The organism is Alcanivorax sp. IL3 (assembly GCF_047495465.1).
GTDB lineage: Bacteria > Pseudomonadota > Gammaproteobacteria > Pseudomonadales > Alcanivoracaceae > Alcanivorax > Alcanivorax jadensis.
In genome coordinates, this window is sequence record NZ_CP179931.1 from 3,478,963 (window position 1) to 3,499,707 (window position 20,745).

20 protein-coding genes are annotated in these 20,745 nt (G+C 57.3%); 7 read left to right on the plus strand and 13 right to left on the minus strand.

Annotated features, from left to right (window positions below):
* The first annotated feature begins 11 nt into the window (after positions 1-11).
* The 3 genes from ACMG4M_RS16210 to ACMG4M_RS16220 all read left to right on the plus strand — a co-directional run bounded on the left by ACMG4M_RS16210 (position 12) and on the right by ACMG4M_RS16220 (position 2,626).
* On the plus strand, positions 12-977 hold the full coding sequence (locus ACMG4M_RS16210) for an NAD(P)H-dependent flavin oxidoreductase (protein WP_035250597.1): 966 nt from the start codon (positions 12-14) through the stop codon (positions 975-977).
* Positions 978-989: 12 nt separating this feature from the next.
* The gene (locus ACMG4M_RS16215) at positions 990-1,373 is read left to right on the plus strand and encodes a nuclear transport factor 2 family protein (RefSeq protein ID WP_273010261.1); all 384 of its coding nucleotides are present in this window, start codon (positions 990-992) and stop codon (positions 1,371-1,373) included.
* Positions 1,374-1,519: 146 nt separating this feature from the next.
* Entirely contained in the window at positions 1,520-2,626 is a 1,107-nt protein-coding gene (locus tag ACMG4M_RS16220) for a YheT family hydrolase (protein WP_349380408.1), read from the plus strand.
* A 273-nt stretch (positions 2,627-2,899) separates the two neighbouring features.
* On the opposite strand, the gene ACMG4M_RS16225 is transcribed toward ACMG4M_RS16220, so the two are convergent.
* The 3 genes from ACMG4M_RS16225 to glnK all read right to left on the minus strand — a co-directional run bounded on the left by ACMG4M_RS16225 (position 2,900) and on the right by glnK (position 6,051).
* Entirely contained in the window at positions 2,900-4,099 is a 1,200-nt protein-coding gene (locus tag ACMG4M_RS16225; RefSeq protein ID WP_414430426.1) for a class I SAM-dependent rRNA methyltransferase, read from the minus strand.
* A 282-nt stretch (positions 4,100-4,381) separates the two neighbouring features.
* Positions 4,382-5,641 carry an ammonium transporter gene (locus ACMG4M_RS16230; RefSeq protein ID WP_035250608.1) on the minus strand — a complete coding sequence of 420 codons (1,260 nt, stop codon included), beginning with the start codon at positions 5,639-5,641 and terminating at the stop codon, positions 4,382-4,384.
* Between the two features lie 71 nt (positions 5,642-5,712).
* Positions 5,713-6,051 (minus strand): P-II family nitrogen regulator, encoded by a 339-nt coding sequence (glnK, locus tag ACMG4M_RS16235; protein WP_008930504.1) that lies wholly within the window; start codon positions 6,049-6,051, stop codon positions 5,713-5,715.
* Between the two features lie 371 nt (positions 6,052-6,422).
* Here glnK and ACMG4M_RS16240 point away from each other — a divergent pair, with 371 nt between their 5' ends.
* Complete coding sequence (locus ACMG4M_RS16240) at positions 6,423-6,671, plus strand: accessory factor UbiK family protein (RefSeq protein WP_035250611.1); 249 nt, start codon at positions 6,423-6,425, stop codon at positions 6,669-6,671.
* 185 nt (positions 6,672-6,856) lie between these two features.
* Positions 6,857-8,347 (plus strand): YifB family Mg chelatase-like AAA ATPase, encoded by a 1,491-nt coding sequence (locus ACMG4M_RS16245; protein ID WP_414430427.1) that lies wholly within the window; start codon positions 6,857-6,859, stop codon positions 8,345-8,347.
* A gap of 644 nt (positions 8,348-8,991) precedes the next feature.
* Here ACMG4M_RS16245 and ACMG4M_RS16250 read toward each other — a convergent pair.
* From ACMG4M_RS16250 to ACMG4M_RS16265, 4 genes are all read right to left on the minus strand, one after another.
* On the minus strand, positions 8,992-10,188 hold the full coding sequence (locus ACMG4M_RS16250; RefSeq protein WP_035250620.1) for an acyl-CoA dehydrogenase family protein: 1,197 nt from the start codon (positions 10,186-10,188) through the stop codon (positions 8,992-8,994).
* A 19-nt stretch (positions 10,189-10,207) separates the two neighbouring features.
* Positions 10,208-10,963, minus strand: a complete 756-nt coding sequence (locus tag ACMG4M_RS16255) for an SDR family NAD(P)-dependent oxidoreductase (RefSeq protein WP_035250623.1) — start codon at positions 10,961-10,963, stop codon at positions 10,208-10,210.
* 73 nt (positions 10,964-11,036) lie between these two features.
* On the minus strand, positions 11,037-11,525 hold the full coding sequence (locus ACMG4M_RS16260) for an NUDIX hydrolase (protein WP_035250625.1): 489 nt from the start codon (positions 11,523-11,525) through the stop codon (positions 11,037-11,039).
* Between the two features lie 304 nt (positions 11,526-11,829).
* Entirely contained in the window at positions 11,830-12,858 is a 1,029-nt protein-coding gene (locus tag ACMG4M_RS16265; protein WP_035250627.1) for an AraC family transcriptional regulator, read from the minus strand.
* Positions 12,859-12,998: 140 nt separating this feature from the next.
* On the opposite strand from ACMG4M_RS16265, the gene ACMG4M_RS16270 reads away from it, so the two are divergent.
* Positions 12,999-14,057 carry a fatty acid desaturase family protein gene (locus ACMG4M_RS16270; RefSeq protein ID WP_272975185.1) on the plus strand — a complete coding sequence of 353 codons (1,059 nt, stop codon included), beginning with the start codon at positions 12,999-13,001 and terminating at the stop codon, positions 14,055-14,057.
* 367 nt (positions 14,058-14,424) lie between these two features.
* Here the strand turns inward: ACMG4M_RS16270 and ACMG4M_RS16275 are convergent, their stop codons facing one another.
* Positions 14,425-15,114 carry a pseudouridine synthase gene (locus ACMG4M_RS16275; protein ID WP_414430428.1) on the minus strand — a complete coding sequence of 230 codons (690 nt, stop codon included), beginning with the start codon at positions 15,112-15,114 and terminating at the stop codon, positions 14,425-14,427.
* A gap of 117 nt (positions 15,115-15,231) precedes the next feature.
* On the opposite strand from ACMG4M_RS16275, the gene rep reads away from it, so the two are divergent.
* Complete coding sequence (gene rep / locus ACMG4M_RS16280) at positions 15,232-17,253, plus strand: DNA helicase Rep (protein ID WP_414430429.1); 2,022 nt, start codon at positions 15,232-15,234, stop codon at positions 17,251-17,253.
* Between the two features lie 217 nt (positions 17,254-17,470).
* Here the strand turns inward: rep and ACMG4M_RS16285 are convergent, their stop codons facing one another.
* From ACMG4M_RS16285 to ACMG4M_RS16305, 5 genes are all read right to left on the minus strand, one after another.
* Positions 17,471-17,710: a hypothetical protein gene (locus ACMG4M_RS16285; protein ID WP_414430430.1), complete on the minus strand. Its 240-nt coding sequence runs from the start codon at positions 17,708-17,710 to the stop codon at positions 17,471-17,473.
* A 4-nt stretch (positions 17,711-17,714) separates the two neighbouring features.
* Positions 17,715-18,419 carry a hypothetical protein gene (locus tag ACMG4M_RS16290; RefSeq protein WP_414430431.1) on the minus strand — a complete coding sequence of 235 codons (705 nt, stop codon included), beginning with the start codon at positions 18,417-18,419 and terminating at the stop codon, positions 17,715-17,717.
* 127 nt (positions 18,420-18,546) lie between these two features.
* Positions 18,547-18,939 (minus strand): hypothetical protein, encoded by a 393-nt coding sequence (locus tag ACMG4M_RS16295; RefSeq protein WP_414430432.1) that lies wholly within the window; start codon positions 18,937-18,939, stop codon positions 18,547-18,549.
* Positions 18,940-19,932: a hypothetical protein gene (locus ACMG4M_RS16300; RefSeq protein WP_414430433.1), complete on the minus strand. Its 993-nt coding sequence runs from the start codon at positions 19,930-19,932 to the stop codon at positions 18,940-18,942.
* Between the two features lie 25 nt (positions 19,933-19,957).
* The gene (locus ACMG4M_RS16305) at positions 19,958-20,179 is read right to left on the minus strand and encodes a hypothetical protein (RefSeq protein ID WP_414430434.1); all 222 of its coding nucleotides are present in this window, start codon (positions 20,177-20,179) and stop codon (positions 19,958-19,960) included.
* Between the last annotated feature and the right edge of the window lie 566 nt (positions 20,180-20,745).

The following is a 20,745-nucleotide window of genomic DNA, read 5'->3' on the forward strand; positions in this document are numbered from 1 at the left end:
GAGGACCCATCATGTCCCTGCCCGCTTCCATTGCTGACCGCCTGCGCCTGCCCGTGATGGGCTCACCCCTGTTCATTATTTCCAACCCGGATCTGGTGCTGGCCCAGTGCAAGGCCGGCATCATCGGCTCCTTCCCTTCCCTGAATGCCCGTCCTTTATCGCAACTGGACGAGTGGCTGCACCGCATTACCGAGGAGCTAGCCGCCTGGGACCGGGATCACCCTGACCAACCCGCGGCCCCCTTTGCGGTCAACCAGATCGTGCATCGCTCCAACGACCGCCTGGAGAAAGATCTGGAGCTGTGTGAGAAGTACAAGGTGCCGATGGTGATCACCTCACTGGGCGCCCGCGTGGAAGTGAACCAGGCAGTGCACGGTTGGGGCGGCCTGGTGATGCACGATGTGATCAACGATCGCTTCGGTCGCAAGGCCGTCGAAAAAGGGGCCGACGGCCTCATCGCGGTCGCCGCTGGCGCCGGTGGCCATGCCGGCACCCAGTCCCCCTTTGCCCTGATTCAGGAACTGCGCACCTGGTTTGATGGCCCGCTGGCCCTGTCCGGGTCCATCGCCAATGGTCGCAGCGTGCTGGCCGCCCAGGCCATGGGTGCCGACCTGGCTTATATCGGCTCCATGTTCATTGCCACCGAAGAAGCCAATGCGGCCCAGGGCTACAAGCAGATGATCGTGGACAGTCGTGCGGACGATATCGTCTACAGCAACCTGTTCACCGGAGTGCATGGTAACTACCTGGCACCCTCCATCATCAACGCGGGCATGGACCCCAACGACCTGCCGGAAAGCGACCCGTCTGCGATGAACTTCGGTTCCGGCGGCGATTCCGACAAGAAAGCCTGGAAAGATATCTGGGGCTGCGGCCAGGGCATCGGGGCAGTGGACGCTATCCAGGGTGCCGGCGACGCCATCGCCCGGCTGGCAGACGAATACGAGCAGGCCCGCCGCGCACTGAATGCAGCCTGAAGGAGATAACCCATGGCGAATATTGATGCCTGGCACGCAGTGGTGAAAACCCGCGATCCGCAATTACTCAGTGATCTGATTGCCGACGAAGCCGTGTTCCACTCTCCGCTGGTACATACCCCGCAAGCCGGCAAGGTACTGACCACCGCCTATCTGACCGCGGCCCTGCACGTACTGCTGAACGACAGCTTCCGTTACGTGCGTGAAGTGCATGACGGCGAGCATTCGGTGCTGGAGTTCGCCCTGGAACTGGACGGCATCGCCGTCAACGGGGTGGACATGATCCAGTGGGACGCAGACGGAAAAATTCTGGACTTCAAGGTGATGATCCGTCCCTACAAAGCCATTGAGGTGGTGCGTACCCGCATGGCGGCCATGCTGGAAACTCTGAAATAGCGACACCTTTCACGACGCAAGCGCCTGATCCAATGTGGGAGCGGCGCTTCGACCGTGATTAGCGGATATGGCCATGGCTGGATACACTGAATGGACCATTCCGCAACCTGGACACCGTCACTTCCCATCGCATGGAGCGCCGCCCCGTGACTCTCTTTATTGTCGTTCTGCTGGCCAGCCTTGCGGTGGCGTATTACCTGAAAACCGCCGCGCGCAAACCGCAGCTTGTCTACCGCGATACCGGCTTTAACCGGAATATGCTGGCTCGACTGCCGCAGCTGTCGCAACGGTTTTTCCCCACACCCTGGCTGTTCAATACACATCTGCAGCTGATAGTGCTCGGGCTGAAAAAAGCCTTTTCTCCGGCACTGGATTATTCCCACACCGATATTCTCACCATGCGCGACGGCGGCACCACCTCGCTGGATTGGGTCGGCCTGGATACCCCCACCGACACCCCCACCTTGCTGGTCCTGCATACCATTACCGGTTCACCGAAAAGCATGCGCGAGTTGGTAAGGGATCTGCATCAGCAAACGGGCTGGCGGGTGGTAGTCTGCACCCGGCGCGGCCACGGCGATCTGCCATTGACTGCACCGCGCATCAACACCATGGGCGACACCGATGACTTGCGCGAACAGATCGCCGTCATCCAGCAACGCTATCCGCAGTCTCCTTTGTACGCCGTTGGCATTTCGGCGGGTTCCGGGCTACTGGTCCGCTACCTGGGTGAAGAAGGAGAAAGCGCCCCGTTTCGCGGCGCCATGGCCTATTGCCCCGGCTACAACATTGAGGTGGCCTTCCGCCGTGCCCGGCAACCCTACAACCGCATGATGGCCCGCAAACTGGCGCGCACCTTTGTCACCGCCAATGCCGAGGCATTCAGAAAACTGCAAAGCTATGACGCCTGTGCCAGCGCCCCGGACCTGCATGCGTTCCATGCCAACCTCCATGAAATGGCCGGTTACCATAGCCACGCCGATTTTCTGGAAGCCAGCAATCCCATGATGGTCATGAAGCGAATCAGCATCCCTTTGCTGGTGCTGAACGCGGAAGACGATCCGGTGTGTGTGATCGGCAATGTGCGCGAATACGAATCGCTGGTGCGCGAACTGCCTCGCACCCTGCTGGTGATTACCCGCAGGGGAAGTCACTGCGCCTACTTTGAAGGCTTGCGGCCACGAAGCTGGGCCAACCGGTTGATCGCGAATTTCTTGCTGAATCTGGAGAAGAATCCCGGCCTGAATCCGTGATGGCGAAGCATCAGACCAGGACTTCTTCTATTCGTAAAAACCCGCCGTATTCCAGGACGCAGGGTGCACTGAGCCTAAGGCGAACTGCACCATCAAACGCCGGATCGGTGCAGTTCGCCTTAGGCTCAGTGCACCCTACGCAATCTGTGGTGGCGGTGAGGAATTCAGATTTGCGATTTGGTCACCCGGAAGGATGGCCCCGGGGCAAGCCGCCTCACGCCTCACCCGGGAACAGATCGATTCCGTTTTCGCTAATCCGCAATAGTTTTCAGGCTACAGGGAGAAGTTTATCCGGCAGAACCAGCTTTTCAGATAGGACGTTTCCGTAATGGCCGGGTGTACCGGATGGTCCGGCCCCTGCCCTTGATAACCGATCACCTGCACGCTGCGGTCGATGTGTCGGGCGCTGCTGTGGATCACGTCCAGCAAACGGTCCGCCGGCATATGCATGGAGCAGGACGCGGAGATCAGATAACCGCCCGGCTTGATCAACCGCAGGGCCAGCTCGTTGATAGCGTGATAACCGGCCAGGCCGTTCTTGAAATCCTTTTTGCGTTTCACGAACGCCGGCGGATCCAGCACCACCAGATCATACTTTTCGCCATCGGCGATCAGCTGCTTCATGGCGGCAAAGGCATCGCCCTGGATGCTGCCTACCTTGTCCGCGACCCCGTTTAGCTTGGCATTGCGATGCACATAGTCGATGGCGGTTTCCGAGGCATCCACGCAGGTGACCGATTCCGCGCCGGCCATTGCTGCCTGCACACCCCAGCCACCGCAATAGGAAAACACGTCCAGCACCCGCGCCCCTTTGGCCAGTGGCACCATGGCCTGGCGGGCACTGCGGTGGTCGTAGAACCAGCCTGTTTTCTGCCCTTCAGCCAGCGGCGCCACAAAGCGGGCGCCGTTTTCGGTGAGTGACACCTCGTCGACCAGATCGCCTTTCAACGCCTTGGTATAGCGCTCCATACCCTCGATTTCCCGGGCCGCCGCTTCGTTCTTGGCAATGATATGGGTCGGATTAAGTACCGCATCCAGGGCACTGACGATAGTGTCCAGGTGCGCTTCCATGGCTCCTGAACCGGTCTGCACCACCAGCACATCACCGAAACGGTCCACCACCAGCCCGGGCAGGCCGTCGGCTTCGCCGAAGATCAACCGGTAGCTGTGTTCATCGAACAAAGTCTCGCGCAGGACCAATGCCTGCTCGATGCGTTTCTTGAAGAAACTGCGCGACAGCTCCTGCTTCACGTCGCGACTATAGAGACGGGCCGCAATCAACGAGTGAGGGCTTAGAAGAGCCCGGCCCAGCGGCTTGCCCTGACTGTTCTCCACAATGCAGGCGGCACCAGCAGGCAGATCCTTGAGCGGGGTCTGGCGGGTATCAATTTCGTTGGCGTAGACCCACAGGTGGCCGGCCTTGAGGCGGCGTTCTTCGTTCTTACGCAGGCGGATAACAGTGGTTTCGCTCATGGTGCTCACAGACAGCTGGCGGGAAAGGCCGCATGATAACACAGGGGTATGGCACCACTGATCCTGCAACGATGGCGAATGACGAGAGGCGAGAAACGACAACATGGCTTTCCCGAACGCCGGGTTTTGCTTTTCGTGACTCGGTCCTCGTAACTGGTATCACGCAATCGATCTATCGCACCGGCATTGGCAACCCTGCAAACGCCCAGCGACCCTGTTTGTGAAAACAAAAAAAGGGCGCCCGAAGGCGCCCTGTCATTTCAAGGAAATCGTTGTGAAGGATTAACCTTTCACGAATTCCGGGTAGGCTTCCATACCGCAGTCAGCCATATCCATGCCTTCGTACTCATCTTCTTCTGCAACCCGGATGCCCATGACGGCTTTCAGGATGCCCCAGACGATCAGGCTGGCCACGAATACCCAGATGAAGATGGTAGCTGCACCGATGATCTGGCCGGAGAAGGACACATCAGCGTTGGTAACCGGTACCAGCAGCAGACCCAGCAGACCAACCACACCGTGTACGGAGATGGCACCGACCGGATCGTCGATCTTCAGCTTGTCCAGAGTCAGGATGCTGAACACTACCAGCACACCACCAGCGGCACCGAACAGAGTAGCCAGCAGCGGAGTCGGAGTAGACGGCTCGGCAGTGATGGCAACCAGACCCGCCAGGGCACCGTTGAGCAGCATGGTCAGGTCAGCCTTGCCGAACAGGATGCGGCCAACGATCAGGGCAGCAACAGCACCACCAGCGGCAGCAGCGTTGGTGTTCAGGAACACCATGGCAACAGAGTGTGCGCTTGCAGCATCGCCCAGCTTCAGTACAGACCCGCCGTTAAAGCCGAACCAGCCCATCCACAGGATGAAGGTACCCAGAGTCGCCAGGGGCAGGTTGGCACCCGGGATAGCGTGCACTTCACCGTTAGGACCGTATTTGCCTTTACGAGCACCCAGCAGCAGCACACCAGCCAGAGCAGCAGCAGCACCAGCCATGTGAACGATGCCGGAACCAGCAAAGTCAGAGAAGCCCAGGTCGCCCAGGTTGTACATGCCAAACACGTCAGCACCACCCCAGGTCCAGGAACCTTCCAGCGGGTAGATCACACCGGTCATGAATACCGCGAAGACCAGGAAGGCCCACAGCTTCATACGCTCGGCAACCGCACCGGAGACGATGGACATGGCGGTAGCCACGAACACCACCTGGAAGAAGAAGTCAGACGCACCAGAGTAGACGGAATCACCATCGAATCCGTTCTCGGTAGATGCGCTCAGCACACCGGCCAGATCGAAGGCTTCGATACCGTCCAGGAAGATGCCGCCGCCGTACATGATGGCGTAACCACACACCAAGTACATGATGCAGCTAATGGCAAACAGCGCCACGTTCTTGGTGAGAATTTCGGTGGTGTTTTTCGCACGCACCAGACCGGCTTCCAGCATGGCAAAACCGGCAGCCATCCACATTACCAATGCGCCACACACCAGAAAGTAAAAGGTGTCCATGGCGTACTGAAGTTCAAAAATTTGATTTTCCACAATGCAACCCTCCGAAAATGGAAGCGTGTTCTCTAAACCCTGGCATGGGTCGATTTACAACACGGTAAAACTTAAATCGCGTCCTCACCGGTCTCACCGGTACGGATACGAATCGCTTGCTCCAGGGAAGTGACGAAGATCTTACCGTCACCAATCTTGCCGGTATTGGCAGCTTTCGCGATGGCTTCAATCACCTGATCCAGAGAGGACTCAGCGATGGCCACCTCGATTTTTACCTTGGGCAGAAAATCCACCACGTACTCGGCACCCCGGTACAGCTCGGTGTGACCTTTCTGGCGTCCAAAGCCTTTCACCTCGGTAACGGTGATGCCTTGCACGCCGATCTCGGAGAGTGCTTCACGCACGTCATCCAATTTGAACGGCTTAATTACGGCAGTAACCAGTTTCATTTCATTCTCCTCAGCTTTCACCGCGTCCGGTGTCGTCCGTTTCACTTCGAGCCCCGTTATGGTTCCCGATCCACAGTTTGCTCGAACGCTCTGACCCAATAAGTGCACGACCCATGCCAGGTTTAGAAAATCATGCATTTTCAGCGGGTTATATCCCGATCCCGATTCAAGGAACGGGTTCGGCGCGCCATTATAGCGCACCACCTTGGGGCGGGTTCCAACTTGGTGCAGAGCGGTTGCCCTGCACCGCCGGTGCCGCGCCAGCGAACACCGTGCTACCATCCGCCCATCAATACAAGCACCGCCGCCACAGACCGCATTACTGGCGGCCCGGGCCAGCCATTACCCCTGGTCCTCGATGGAGATTCAAGATGCCTGATCAACCCTTTATCGACCGCCTGATGGCCGACATCAGTGGGCGCCTACCCACCGATCTGGGCGGCCTGCGCAACGAAGTGGAGCGCAATGTGCGCAGCGTACTGGCGGAAGCGGTCAGCCGCCTGGATCTGATCACCCGGGAAGAGTTCGATATTCAGCAACAGGTATTGATGCGCACCCGGGAAAAACTGGAGGCGCTGGAGAAGCAGGTAGCGGAGCTGGAGAAAACGACGGACGCCTGACGCCCGGTATTTCCCGTAGGAGCTAGGCTTGCATGGCGAACAACCGCAATCGCGAGCAAGTTCGCCATGCAAGCCTAGCTCCTACGAAAGTCTGATTTCCTACATCTACCGCCGACAACCTCGCACACGTAGCACGCTCCCCTCCCCGTACACTGCCTCGCACACACTGAATTCTGCGAGAACACGTGACGCATGCATTGCTCTACAGCCGGGCACCACTGGGCATCCAGGCCCGGGAAGTGCGGGTGGAAACCCATCTGGCACCGGGCCTGCCTGCCTTCACCATTGTCGGCATGGGCGACACCGCCGTGCGAGAAAGCCGGGACCGGGTGCGCTCGGCGCTGGTCAACAGCGGCTTCGAGTTTCCCCAGCGGCGCATCACCGTGAGCCTGGCCCCGGCGGATCTACCCAAGGATGGCGGCCGTTTTGATCTGCCCATTGCCCTGGGCATCCTGCTGGCCAGCGGGCAGCTCGGAAAACTGGACAGCAACCAGTACGAATTTATCGGCGAGCTGGCATTGAATGGCGCCCTGAGCCCGGTTCCCGGCATGTTGCCCTGCGCCCTGGCCTGCCAGCCCACCGGCCGCACCTTGATCGTTCCCCGTGACAACGCAGATGAAGCCGCACTGGCAGGTGCCAGCACCGTGGCCGGCGACCAACTCGCCCAGGTGGCAGCCCACCTGGTGGGCCAGTCCCCGCTGCCACTGCACGATCACCCGGCCCCGGACACCACCACCTATGAAGGAGGCTGCCTCTCGGAAATCCGCGGCCAGGCAGCCGCCAAGCGGGTACTGGAGATTGCCGCCGCCGGGGGGCATTCGCTGCTGCTCAGTGGCCCGCCCGGTGCCGGTAAAAGCATGCTGGCCTCGCGCCTGCCGGGGCTGGTGCCTCCACTGCATCCGAAGCAGGCTCTGGAAGTGGCGGCCATTCATTCCCTGAAGCAGCCGCGTCCGGCGCGCCTGTTCCACCAGCGCCCCTACCGGGCGCCCCACCATACCGCCTCGGCCACCGCTCTGGTTGGCGGCGGCAGCCATCCTCGGCCCGGGGAAATTTCCCTGGCCCACCACGGCATCCTGTTTCTCGATGAGTTACCGGAGTTCGACCGGCGAGTACTGGAGGTATTACGTGAACCGCTGGAAACCGGTGAGGTGAGCATCGCCCGGGCTGCCCAAGAGCTCACCTTCCCGGCCCGCTTTCAATTGATCGCCGCCATGAACCCCTGCCCCTGCGGTTACCTGGGCGACCCGGAGAAGGGCTGCGGCTATCGTTGCGACAAGGCCAAGCGCTACCAGAACAAACTGTCCGGCCCCTTGTTGGACCGTATTGATCTGCACCTGGACGTACCCGCGGTGGAAGCCCGGGAACTACTGGGCGACCGGCAGGGAGAAACCAGCGCGACAGTCCGCGCCCGGGTACGCGACGCCTGGCAACGGCAATGGCAGCGCCAGCGACGCCTGAACAGGGAACTGGGCAGCGATCACCTGGATCCGCTGCTACGCCCTCATCGGGACTGGCTGGCCAACGTCATGACCCGCATGGGGTTGTCCGCCCGGGCCCTGCATCGCAGTGCCCGGGTGGCACGCACCATTGCCGATTTGGCCGGAACAGATACCGTCGACCGGGATCACCTACGCGAAGCCCTGAGTTATCGACAAACGGTAGCGGACACCCGGTAACCCTGGTCAGGTTTCCTGTGGTCTGCTGACGCTGGTCAGCCAGCGATCAATATCGCCATCAGCACAGCCAGAAGTGACAGTGGCATGATGATGAGTGCGCTCTTGAGGAATTTCTCTACATAGAGATGTCTGGTGTATTGATCCAGCATGATGTATTTCCCCATAACCCGTTAAAATGACAACCGCGCCACTACCCCCGTAGAAAGACGCTTTTACTGAATCCCCCCATACACGGTGCCAACCAACAGCGGACTTCTGACAGAACGCCTTTCCTGCCAATTGGCACACGCAAGGCAATGAGGGAGGCGTGACTAGCGTCACGTCATTTTTTCCAGACTATCATAGTTATGAAAAAATAAGCATTTACCAGTTAGCATTATTTTACATATTGCATTGGTCTCAATTGACACACGCAAACCTTGCAGGATACCGATACGACATTCAGGGAAAGGAACGCTGCCGGTATCGTGGTGACCAGGAAACCAAGACATGATGAAGACATGACGACTCAGCCATGACAAGTCGTTGCTTTAGAATGACTTTGCTGGCCACAGCCATCAACAGGGTTACTCCCCGCCGCCTCGCCCAGAAGGTGGTGCGCGGCGGCAAGGACTGGAACACAGGGTTGTCGCTAGCAGACGACATTAACCCCACTGAAAGAAATCGCGTTTCTCTTTCAGATAGAACCGCGACAGCACCATCTTGTGCACCTCGCTGGCACCGTCCACCAGACGCGCCTGGCGGGCGTAGCGGTAGATCCATTCCAGTAGGGTGTCCTTGGAATAGCCACGGGCACCGCATAGCTGGATGGCGGTATCGGCGGCCTTGTGCAGGGTGTCGGCCACGTGGATCTTGGCCATGGAAATCTCCTTCTTGGCGAAATCCCCCTGATCCAGTTTCCAGGCGGCCTGCATGGTCAGCAGACGGCCCACTTCGATATCCTTGGCCACGTCACCCAGCATCCACTGCACGCCTTCGTGCTCGGCCAGGGTGGTGCCAAAGCTCATGCGGTTTTCCACATAACCGGCGGCTTCTTCCATGCAACGCTTGGCCAGACCCAGCCAGCGCATACAGTGGGTAAGACGAGCGGTGCCGAGGCGGATCTGGGTGACTTTCAGGCCATCGCCCACTTCCAGAAGACGATTTTCATCCGGGATAATCAGACCATCGAATTTCAGCTCGCAGTGACCACCATGCTCTTCCGGCCCCATGATCGGGATGCGACGAACGATTTCCCAACCGGGCTGATCCGCATCAAACAGGAAGGCGGTAAGCCCCTTTCGCGGGTCATCGCTGGTCTTGGCAATCAGGATGAAGGTTTGCGCCCCTTCCGCGCCGGTGATAAACCACTTACGACCGTTAATGATCCAGTTGTCGCCGTCCTTGGTGGCAGAGGTATAGGTCAGGGACGGGTCAGAGCCACAGCCACCTTCCGGCTCGGTCATTGCAAAAGCGGACCGCACCTTGCCGTCGATCATCGGCTGTAGCCAGCGGGCTTTCTGTTCGTCGTTGAGAATCTTGTTGAGCAGAATCATGGTGCCGTCATCTGGCGGCGCACAGTTGAATACGACCGGCCCGAACGGACTGCGAGCGGCCTCTTCGTAGAGCACCGCCATACCGGCCACGCCCACATCCAGGCCGCCACGCTCCCTGGGCAACTGGAAGCCCCAGAGTCCTGTGGCTTTCGCTTTTTCTCGCAGAGTATCGACCACGCTTTCCTTGAAGTTTTCGTGGTCGTCGTAATTCGCCTTGTCGTTTTCCAGCGGCATGATTTCCGCTTCCACAAAGGCGGCCACTTGCTGGCGCAGGCTTTCCAGCTCCGGGGTCAGGGAGAAATCCATGGTCTGTCCTCGATCTAGGTTAGAGAGTATTGCAGAGGTGGCCGCCATCCACGGCGATCACCGAACCGGTCATGTAGGACGACGCATCGGACGCCAGCAGCAACAGCGGGCCGACCAGTTCGTCGATCTGCCCCAAGCGGCGATAGGGAATGCGCTTGAGCATTTTTTCCGCCAGCGGGCTGTTGAAGAAGTCCCGGTTGATATCGGTTTCTACATAGCCGGGGCAGATAGCATTGCAGCGGATGTTGTAGCGGGCAAAATCCAGCGCCAGAGACTTGGTGAGCTGCACCACCGCCGCCTTGGAGGCGGTGTAGGGCGCCACCCGGCCACCCACACGCAGGCCGAGAATGGAAGCGATGTTGATCAGGCTGCCCGGGCGATCGTCCCGCCGCCATTGCTGGATGGCAAACTTGGACACCGCCCAGACTCCTTTCAGGTTGGTATCCACCACCGCATCCCAGTCTTCTTCGCTAAGCTCGTCGGTGGGACCTTCGTGGGATATGCCAGCATTGTTGACCACCACATCCACCGCCGGCATAGCGGCAAAGGCGTCTTCCACACTGCCGTGATCACTCACGTCCATGGGCACCACGGTGGCCTCACGGCCCAGAGCCCGTACCGCTTCGGCAGTGGCTTCGAGCTTTTCCACCCGGCGAGCCGCCAGCACCACGTTGGCCCCTTCTTCGGCCAGGGCAATGGCGAAGTGGGCACCAAAGCCGCTGGACGCGCCGGTGATCAGAATACGTTTACCGGCCACACTGAATCGTTGGGACATAACTTCCTCACCCTTCTCTGCATCAGTGAGAGAAGCTACCCAGCCCGCCAGCCGGCCACAAGGACGAAAACGCTCAGGAGGAGGATGACAACAGCAAGGACAGTGCGTGGCGGGTATCAGGGGTGGCATCGGGCAATAGCAGCGCGTCCCGGCCCGGCAGCCATTCAATGGCGACCACTTCATCGCTGAGCGAGACCGCCTGCGGACACACCACCACGGACGCCAGCGCGCCCCAGACCTGGTGATGGGGATTGGTAAAGAAGAACCACTGCCAACGGGAAAACTGACGTTGCACGCCCACTTCCTCGAACAATTCCCGCGACAGATTTTCGCCCACGGTTTCATTGGGGCGCATGACACCACCAGCAGCCAGATCCCAGCCACCGGGGTAAAAATGTTTGTCGGCGGCACGCTGTTGCACACAAACCCGCCCGGCCAGATCCCGCACCACCACGTAGGACGCGCGATGAATCAGCCTCTGACGCTGCATGCGCCCACGCTGACAACTGCCACGGGGTTGGTTGTGCCGGCTGACCAGAAGGACAGGTTCGCTGTTGCTCATGGGATGCTGTTTTCGGCTGACGCGGACAGGAACACTATCGTCATGAGAAAGGGATTGCTACAGGGAGAAGGCCAGGGAGCACCTTTATGTCGGAGTTCCCTTTCAGGGGACGAACCGCGCGCGTCAACGCGAAATTGGGGAAACCCGATCCGGTTTCGCCGGGTTTGCTGAAGAGGATAGGTTGCCGCCTCGCGTCGCCCGATTCGTCGCCTGGAAGGGAACTCCTGCAGGAGCTAATTCCCCCCACAACCGGTCGCCCTGAGGTTTTACCTCAGTGATCTCTGTGACCTCTGTGGTAAAAAATTTACGGCTGGAAGTGACTCGGCGGGTGGCCGGTCCATTTGCGGAAGGCACGGGCGAAATTGCTGGGGTCGGCATAGCCCAGTTTCGAGGCCACCTGCTGCACGGTGATATTGGCCTGCAGATACGCCATGGCCTTGGTCATGCGTACCTCTTCCAGCAGGGAGCGGTAGCTCACGCCCAGGGCATTGAGATAACGACGCAGGGTGCGGGAGGTAACGTGGAAATTGCACGCCAGCTGTTCCAGGCTGGGCAGCATGCCCTCTGCCTGCATCAACCGGGCGCGCACGCGGCTGGCCCAGTCCTGATCGGCTTCCAGCCGTTGCAGTTCTTCCTCGCATTTCTGTGCGGCCATCTGCCGGGACGCCGGATCAGACAGGGTAAAACGCTCGTTGAGCAGGGCCTTGGGTAACCGCAGGGCCGCCACCTCGGCCCCGAACTCCACCGGCATGGCCAACAATTCCCGGTAACGATCCGCATGGGCCGGCGCCGCATAAGGCAGCTCCAGCACCGCTCCCTGGAAACGATCGCCCAGCAGATAGCGAATCCCGCCGACCACCGCAGCCACTACCACTTCCAGATAGGTTTCACGGATATCGCCCAGCGGCACGCTTTCCATGAGGCAGAAACGCACCCCTTCCTGGGAGGGTTCGATACGGGGAACGCACAGGCGGGTACGGGTGCGGAAGTAGCGCTCCAGCAGCCGCAGGGCATCGCCCAGATCAGCACTGCTGATGGCGGCATAGCCGAGCAGGCCATGGGCGGTGAGGGTCAATTGTTGACCCAGCGCCAGGCCCAGGGCCGGATCACCGGTTATTTCACGGGCGCCCACCATGACCCGGCGGAACTGCTCGAAGCGCAGCGCCGGTTCCGGGTTATAGACCTCATCCTCGCTCAGCCCCACTTGGGAAAGCAGCCGACGACTATCCACGCCAACCTCGGCGATCAGTTCCACCAGGTTGCGCACATAGTTGACCGGGACCGGGGAACGACCAGTACCAGGGTCCAGCTGTATAAAGCGCTCGTGATTCATGGCTCTACTATACGCTAATTTTGCACCTGTCCGAAAATGACTGCTTTCTGTCCAGCCTTGCACTTCGCCCAAACACAACTGTTCACCAGAATGCCTGCATCCGAATTTCCCGGCCTCGACCGTCAAGGATAGTCATAACCATGAAAGACACCACTTACAGCCGCCATTTTGGTGCCGATGATGCCCGCGCCATCCGCGATGCCGTGAAGAAGGACCTGGGCCCGGCCACGTTCAAGGCCCGCCCACTGCGCGCCCTGTGGTTTATTCCCATGAGCGCGGTGATCATCGGCAGCATCGCTGCCATCCTGATGCTCAGCCTGCCCTGGTGGGGCAACCTGCTGCTTGCCATCCTCGCCGGCCACACCCTGGCCTGCCAGGCCCTGCTGGCCCACGAAGTGCTACACGGCGCGCTGGGCATGAGCCGTCGCATGCAGGATTTTCTCGGCTGGGTCGGCTTTGGTCCAGCCCTGATCGCCCCGGAATTCTGGCGCCGCTGGCACAATGTGGCTCACCACGCCAACACCAACCTGGGCGACAAGGACCCGGACTCTTTCGGCACCCTGTACCGCTACGAGAAACACCCGCAGACCGCCAACTTTACCAAGCTGGCCCCGGGTGGGCGCACCTGGTACAGCTTTTTGTTCCTGTTCTATTCCTTCATGTTCCACGGCCAGCTGGTACTGCGCATGCAGACCCGCAAGCGTGAGGAGTTCAAGGGATTCAACCGCAAAAAAGCGATCCGCCAGTCCTACCTTTGCATGGCGGCATGGATCACACTGGCCATCGTATCCGGCCCACTGGCGATCTTTACCGTGCTGATCCCGATGATGATCATCAACTTCATCGGCCAGAGCTATATCCTTACCAACCACATGCTGCGCCCGCAGATGGACAACAACCACCCGGTGGACAATTCCATGAGCGTGCGCGCCTGGCGCTGGATCGATCCGCTGCATTTCCATTTCAGCCATCATGTGGAGCATCACCTGTTCCCGAAAATGGGCTCCGACCAGGCACCGAAAGTGCGCGCCTGGCTGCAGCAGGAAATGCCTGAACGTTACGTGTGCCCCAGCCACGTCAAAGCAGTGGCCATGCTCTACAAGACACCGCGTGTTTATCAGGATGCCAACACCCTGGTCGACCCCCTTAACCGGGAACGGACCGTAGATGTTATGGAGCTGCAGGGGCAGTTGAACTAAGCGGGTGCCGTGGGATCTGCTGCAGAAACGGAGTGCAGCGGAGTAACGCAACTGGTTCCGTGCGGCCCGAAGGGTAAGCGAAGGGAATCACATCGCTAGCGGCGCGACCATTAGCGTAAAAATGCAACTCACACGGCCAAAACGAAGCCGCTGTAGGAGTTCCTCTTGAGGGACGAATCCGAGCCTGGGCGAGGAAACGGACTATGCTGATACCGCCAGATCACTCTGACGACGTCGCTCTCTCCTGATTGCCTGCGGGCGATTTCCACGCTAACGCGTGGTTCGTCCCTCAAGAGGAACTCCTGCAGCGGCTTCGCTTTAAACGTCGCTGGTGATCGCGCCGCCAGCGACGCTCCTATGGAAAACCTTACAGACTGTGAATCTCTTCCTCGCTCAGGGCCCGGAACTCCCCCGGCGCCAATGCCGCATCCAGCGCGATCTCACCGATCTGCTCCCGGTGCAGGGCCACCACCTTGTTTCCCCGCGCCGCCAGCATCCGTTTTACCTGATGGTAACGTCCTTCCCGGATGGTCAGCAGCAACTGGTCCACACCTACCCGATCCGCCTTGGCGGGCAAGGTGGGAGAGTCTTCGCCACGCAGCAAAATGCCATCACGCAGGGCCTGCAGATCCTCATCACCGACCGGGTCCGCGCAGGTCACCCGGTAGCATTTGTCACAATGATGATGCGGGGAAGTGAGCCGGTGGGACCACTGGCCGTCGCTGGTCAACAGCACCAGGCCGGTGGTATCGCGATCCAAACGGCCCGCCGGGTGCAGATCCTGGCGCAGCCCCGCAGGCAGCAGGTCCAGTACAGTGCGATGTTCCGGGTCATCCGTGGAACACACCACCCCCGCCGGCTTGTGCAGCATCAGGTAACGGTGGCCCGGCAATTGCACCGGCTGGTCATGTAACCAGACGCCCTGCCCATCCCGCAGTTGCAGGTTGGCTTTCGGACGCGCTTCGCCCTCCACGGTGACCGCACCGCGGCTGATCAGTTGCTTGGCCTCTTTACGAGTCAGGCCGGCACTGTGGGCGAGAAAATAGTCCAGACGCATGGGCAAAACCGTTACTTGGCAAACCGCCATGATAACCGACATAAGGTGTCTGGAGTGCAGGGCCATCGCTGGTATCATAGCGACCCTATTTCACACCCCAAGATTGTCCGGAGCCCTATGAGTAAGCTCAACCCCCGCCAGCAGGAAGCCGTGCAGTATGCCGATGGCCCGTTGCTGGTACTGGCCGGGGCGGGTTCCGGGAAGACCAGCGTGATCACCCGCAAGATCGCCTGGCTGATCCAGGAAAGGGGCATGTCGGCCCGGCATATTGCCGCGGTGACCTTTACCAACAAGGCTGCCCGGGAAATGAAGGAGCGGGTGCAGTCGCTGGTGAGCCGGGACCTGACTCGGGGGCTGATTGTCTCCACCTTCCACAACCTGGGCCTGCGCATTCTCAAGTCAGAGCTGAAAGCCTGTGGCCTGCGCAACGGCTTCTCCATTCTCGATGGCGCCGACAGCAAGGAGATCCTCAAGGAGATCCTGCGCCAGGGCGAATCGGAACGGGACCTGGACGCAGTAGACGTGATCCACAAGCGCATTTCCGACTGGAAAAACGCCCTGGTACTGCCGGAAGAAGCGGTGAGTACCGCCGACACCGATGAGGACCTGCGCGCTGCCATGGCCTACGGTGGCTACGACCGCATGTTGCGAGTGTGCAACGCGGTGGATTTCGATGACCTGATCCTGATGCCGGCGCGCATGTTCCGCGAACAGCCGCGTATTCTGGAAAAGTGGCGCAACCGCATCCAGTACCTGCTGGTGGACGAATACCAGGACACCAACGGTGCCCAGTACGAAATGGTAAAAATGCTCACCCTGCCGGAAGGCAAGTTCACCGTGGTGGGCGATGACGACCAGTCCATCTACGCCTGGCGTGGTGCTCGCCCGGAAAACCTGGCGCAACTGCAACAGGACTGGCCCACCCTGAAAGTGGTCAAGCTGGAGCAGAATTACCGTTCCACCGGGCGCATTCTGAAAGCCGCCAATACGGTGATCGCCAACAACCCTCACGAGTTCGAAAAGAGCCTGTGGTCCGACTATGGCTACGGCGAGCCAATTCGTTTTTCCGCCCTGCGCGATGAAGAAGCAGAAACCGAATGGATTGCCAGCGACATCTTCCATCGCCGTCTGCAACAGGGCTTGAAGTGGAAAGACTTTGCGGTGTTGTACCGAGGTAATTTCCAGTCGCGGATTCTGGAAATGAAACTGCAGAGCCTGTCGATTCCCTACAAGGTATCCGGCGGCAAAAGTTTCTTCTCGCGTAGCGAGATCAAGGACCTGATGTGTTACCTGCGCCTGCTGGTCAACCCGGATGACGACAACGCCTTCCTGCGCATCATCAACACCCCGCGCCGGGAGATCGGCCCTGCCACCCTGGAAAAACTCGCCACCTGGGCCCTGAAACGGGAACAGGGGCTCTACCATGTCTGTGACGACATTGCCCTCAGTGAAGTCATGAACCCCAAGGCCGCCGAGAAACTGCAGAAGTTCAAGGCCTGGCTGGATGCCAAACGCCAGTTCTGCTTCGGCCACAACAGCCTGCAAGCGGTGCAGGAACTGATCCGCGACATGGACTATGAAGGCTGGCTAATGCAAAACGCCTCCAGCCCGCGCATCGGTGAAAAGAATATCGAAAATATCTGGCAGCTGGTGCGTAGCATCGAACGCATGCTGGAAAAACAGGAAGACGAAGAAGACGGCGCCAGCGATCTGGAAGCGGTGATCAAGAAACTGGTGTTGCTCGACATGCTCGAACAGCAACAGGAAGAAGACGATTCCGACCGGGTACAACTGATGACCCTGCACGCCTCCAAGGGCCTGGAATTTCCACACGTCTACATGATGGGTGTAGAAGAGGAATTCCTACCCCATCGCACCAGCATTGAAGAAGACAACATCGTCGAGGAACGCCGCCTGATGTACGTGGGCATCACCCGCGCCCGGGAAACCCTGGCCATGACCCAGGCGCTAACCCGCAAACAGTACGGCGAGAAAATCGACACCACCGCCAGCCGCTTCGTGGACGAAATGCCCCAGGACGATATCGACTTTCTGGGCATCGGCATGATTAAAGACGAAGCAAAGGAAACAGCGGTGGCAGAGGCCAGCATTGCCAATCTTCGAGCGTTGCTGGATTAGCAGGCTGCTGAAAGACCCTCAACACTCCTGGATTTTCCGTGACGAACAGAGCGCAATGGAGTAACGCCAGTAAGGTTGGACCACAGGCTTAACGCAGCAAATAGCCTATGCTTCTTGCATCGCTAAGGAGCTTATAAAACAGCGATTATTCACGATGAACTATTACTTACTACCGCAAAAAGGGTTTCAGAGGTTCCCTCGCGCGCAGAAATGCAAATCAAAGCGAACTCCCCCTCCATTGAAGCAATGCGATCATCGCAACTCCTCCTGCAACCACAATGGACCATGCCAGTTTCTTCCTCCCTCTTCGGTAATGATCCGGCATAGCAATTACCCAAACACCCAAAAATGCTGCCAAACCAGCAAGATACCAATAGCCTTTCAACAGCCCGCCCGTTGCAACCAACCAAAAAAAAACGATAAGCAGTATTCTGAAAATCAAGCCCAATGATTTCATTTTTTTACTCTTTACAGCTCCACTGTGCAGTGAAAAATGATGAAATGATCCCGGCAATGAAGAATGACACCCAAATTGCTAGTGAGAGCGTAATCAATAACGCAAAGGACTTGGCTATCGCAAATGCAAAGCCACATTCTCTAATATCAAAATAAAGACTTATAGCGGAAATCACTTCATGAAGAACCCCTCCAAGTGATTTCAACCATGGCGACTGTCCAAACTTATCTAGCAACCCTAAAAGCCACGAGACAGCATCTGTTCCTCCAGGTGTGGATATACTTCCCCCGTTCTCACCACCCTCAATCAAATAAGCTCCAGCCCCACTATAGGGATCCAGAACAATATACCCGGAGGACTGGCTCCCAAAGAAATTCACCGGCGTCTCATGGGCCGTTACTTCCTTGCCCGCATACACCGAGTTACGGATATCGATTTCCACTTCATCGGACAACTCGATACTGGCCAGCGCCTGATCCAAGTTAGCCTGGGTAATCGTACAGATCTTCTGCCCTTCAGCAGCAGCAAGCTGGATGGCTTTCACCGCACTGATACCGTGGGCCGGCGCATCTTCCGTGCTGTACATCTGCTCTGGCACCAAGTGCTCCATGGCCGATAGCCGGGCACCACGAGCACGGTTGAACGCCAATCTGCGCTCCACATTGCCATCCTTGTCGACGCGAGTCCCCGCGAAGCGATCCACGTCCATAGTCAGGCCGGTGGCTTTGACATTGCGAGGGATACCGTAGAAGTAGACCGGGGACAGGCTGGTCTTGAACAGACCATAGCAGGAGCTCTGCGGCCTAAGTTACATGCCGACTTTCGGCGAGCTCGCCCTACATGTCATTCAGAGCCAAACTCGCTATTTTTATTTTAATATCCTCTCTATCTTCAGAAGAGAAAAAACGCAAGTCTATTTTATTTTTCCCGCTCAAGGTATACAAAGTAAAAAATTTAGAACAAATAGAATAATCGCAGATATCAGAAAATCTCAACTTATAATTTCTCAGTCTACGATCATTATAATCAAGCCCTCCATCATTGATCACCAAAACAGGATTCAATACAAGAGCGACACCAAAGTATATGTAAATGGCAGAAGCCAAAAAAAAGAATATTGAAGTGTGATACGACGCATAAACCCCGCAAACCACCCCAGCCAGAAAAACAACCAATCCAATTATAATCCAGCTATAGCAATAATATTTACGGGCCCAGTATTTATGCATTCACATAACCCCCCATACGGATGCAACTATTGATAGCACGGCCAAAACAAAGGCAGTTATCGGGGCGGAAATCATAAACCCGACGGCAGAAAGAAAAATCCCCAAAAATGCAAGAACCTGAGGCTTAACATCATTCCATGAAAGGTCATCATTAAAAACCAGTTCCAGGATAACAATATGCAATGCCAAAGATAGCGTTAACGCAATCAGTATAGGGGCAATCATAGCTCCGGCTACTGATCCTGCCAAAGCAATCCCACCTATGGCAAGAATACCAACTCCTGCAACAAAGATGTCCCCACCATTTTCGCCGCCCTCAATCAAATAAGCCCCAGCCCCACTATAGGGATCCAGCACAATATAGCCGGAGGACTGTTTCCCAAAGAAATTCACCGGCCTTTCATGAGCCGTCACTTCCTTGCCCGCATACACCGAGTTACGGATATCAGTTTCCACTTCATCGGACAACTCGATACTGGCCAGTGCCTGATCCAGATTGGCCTTGGTAATGGTCCAAATTTTCTGCCCTTCAGCAGCAGCAAGCTGGATGGCTTTCACCGCACTAATACCGTGGGCAGGCGCATCTTCCGTGCTGTACATTTGCTCTGGCACGAGATGTTCCATGGCCGATAGCCGGGCACCACGGGCACGGTTGAACGCCAACCTGCGTTCCACATTGCCATCCTTGTCGACGCGAGTCCCCGCGAAGCGATCCACGTCCATGGCCAGGCCGGTGGCTTTGACGTTGCGAGGGATACCGTAGAAGTAGACTGGAGATAAGCTGGTCTTGAACAGGCCATAGCTGGGGGCACGGTAGCCCACACTGTGAGCCTGCTTTTCGCCAATCTTGTCCTGCATGTCATTCAGGGCGAAATAACTGAGTATGGTGCTGTAGAGCAGGTCGCCGACTACGTGCTGCTTGATCAGATCTGCGAGGTTCTCCGCTTCCAGTTTTTGCTGAGTGATCTTCAAGAAGCGCTGGAGATCACTCAAAACTGCGCATCACATCAACCCCCCTTTACAAAGGGAAGGGGTTATATAAAAACCAAAGCCCTTTTCTTATGAACCCCCAAAAACCAAAATACAACGAAACAACCAAAACTAGCATCCCAGCTGCCAGAAATCCATATCTTCCATCTCTATCACCAACTGCGCTAGACCTCAAAATATAACCAAACGAGGGATCTTTTTTAGAAAAATAAAAACAGCTTGAATTTGCGACTTTCTCTTTCACTTTCATGGCTTTTTCTTCTGATGAGAATACACCTTTCCCGTAAAATCCTATTCTATTAGATTTGTATTTTTCACCAATTAGCGAATACTCAAAAGCAACATCTATTCGATAGAGATCTATCGGAGAAAAAAACCGAACTCCTCTTCATGAATCACACTACAATCAATTATGCGAACTCTGGAAAGGCCATATGGGGAAAATCTCCAATAAACTATAAACGGCCAAAACCCAAATACCAAAAGGGAGAAACCAAGAAGAGAAAGAAAAATCAACGACAATCCCCCGACTAAGACACAAACCAGGAACACCCGACATCTAAAACAGCCCCTGTGGCGAATTCAGCCAATGGGTTTGTAACCGTGGTGTTTTTAAGTCGAAGAGCAAGCTTTAGTTGCCAATGCCATATACCCCAAGACCAGGATAAAATATTAATTAGGGGTTATAACGGATTGAAATACATATTTGTTCCAGACAAAAAACTTCCCACCATAATTGCAAAAACCCAAATCACGAACACAAATAAAGGAAAAGCTACCATTCTCCGCTTACGCCAAGACAGATCTAAAAATGCT